General features: G+C 62.7%; 1 protein-coding gene. It reads left to right on the forward strand.

The features are described 5' to 3' along the window. The first annotated feature begins 114 nt into the window (after window positions 1-114). Window positions 115-726, forward strand: a complete 612-nt coding sequence (locus GGD82_RS20755) for a methyltransferase family protein (protein WP_150064321.1) — start codon at window positions 115-117, stop codon at window positions 724-726. Window positions 727-1,247: the final 521 nt, after the last annotated feature.

Consider the following 1,247-nt stretch of genomic DNA (forward strand, 5'->3'; position numbering starts at 1 on the left):
CACCTCCGCGACCATCTTGACGACCTGTTACCCATGTCTCCGGTCTGTTCTGTTACCTATGTATCCGGATTGGACCCCGCCGGCCTCCTCCCCCCTGGATAAGGACCCGCCGCCATGGATTGGGCTGCCCACGGTCTCTACGCGCTGGCCTGGGCCAGCTTCGGGCTGGGCCATTCGGTGCTCGCCAACGCGAGCGTGAAACGACGCCTGCACACGCTGGGGCACAGCTACCGACTGGCCTACAACGCGGTCGCCACCGTCCACATTGCGCTGGTGTTCGCGGCCGGCCACCTCCTGTTGGGGGAGGCGCCCCCGTTCCCCCTGCCCGTCTGGGCGCGAGCGGCCCTGTTCGACATAACGGGACTGGGCGTCGCGCTAATGCTCTGGTCGGCGCGCTACTACGACATGGCGCGGCTCGCCGGCACCCGGCAACTGCGCGAACCGGACGCGCCCGAGGACGAAGACCTGCGCCTCGACGGGCCGCATCGCTACGTCCGCCATCCGTTCTATGCGACCGGTCTGCTGATCGTCTGGGGCCTCGCGCAGGACCCACTTGGACTTGCGACGGCGCTATGGGCCTCCGTTTACCTCGTGGTCGGTGCGGCAGCCGAGGAGCACCGCCTGCTGCGTTTGCATGGGAGGGCATATGCCGAATATCGCCAACGAATTCCGGGGTTTATCCCGGCCCCGCTGATCGGGCGGCGCCCCTTATCCCCACAGAAATAAGGGCATATTTCTATCTTTAATCATAGACAATTGCAAAAATTGTTGGTTTCGCGGTTTTGCGCACCGTGTGCGCTTTTTCCCTTGCAGAACCGGAACCGAGTTGCTACCTTCATTACAGCGGTCGTTGAGATCGTTTTTCTCACCCCTCGGTTGGGAGGACGCTGTCATGTTGCGCTTCCTGGTCTTTTTCCGGTACGGAATGGCTTTCCATGGCCCTCGTATCGGTGACCACGTCGAATCGGAAACCCGGGCCTTCGAGCGCCGCCTTGCGGACATGGTCCCGACGGCGGCCGTGACCGCCAAACCGGCGATCTAGGCTCTACGGAAGAGGATTTCCGGATCCCATGTTGGATCGAAGTCAGACATAAACGGCTGACAGACCGGAAGCGCGCGCTGAGCGGCTGGCGGACTGTCGGCCGTTTTTTTAGGTTCATGACGGAAAATCGGGGAGGGGCGGACAACGGGACGGCCTGACACACTGGTAGTTGCGACACGACACAGACTGCCAGGGAGGCCCCGTT

This window comes from Roseospira marina, assembly GCF_014197855.1.
Lineage (GTDB): Bacteria > Pseudomonadota > Alphaproteobacteria > Rhodospirillales > Rhodospirillaceae > Rhodospira > Rhodospira marina.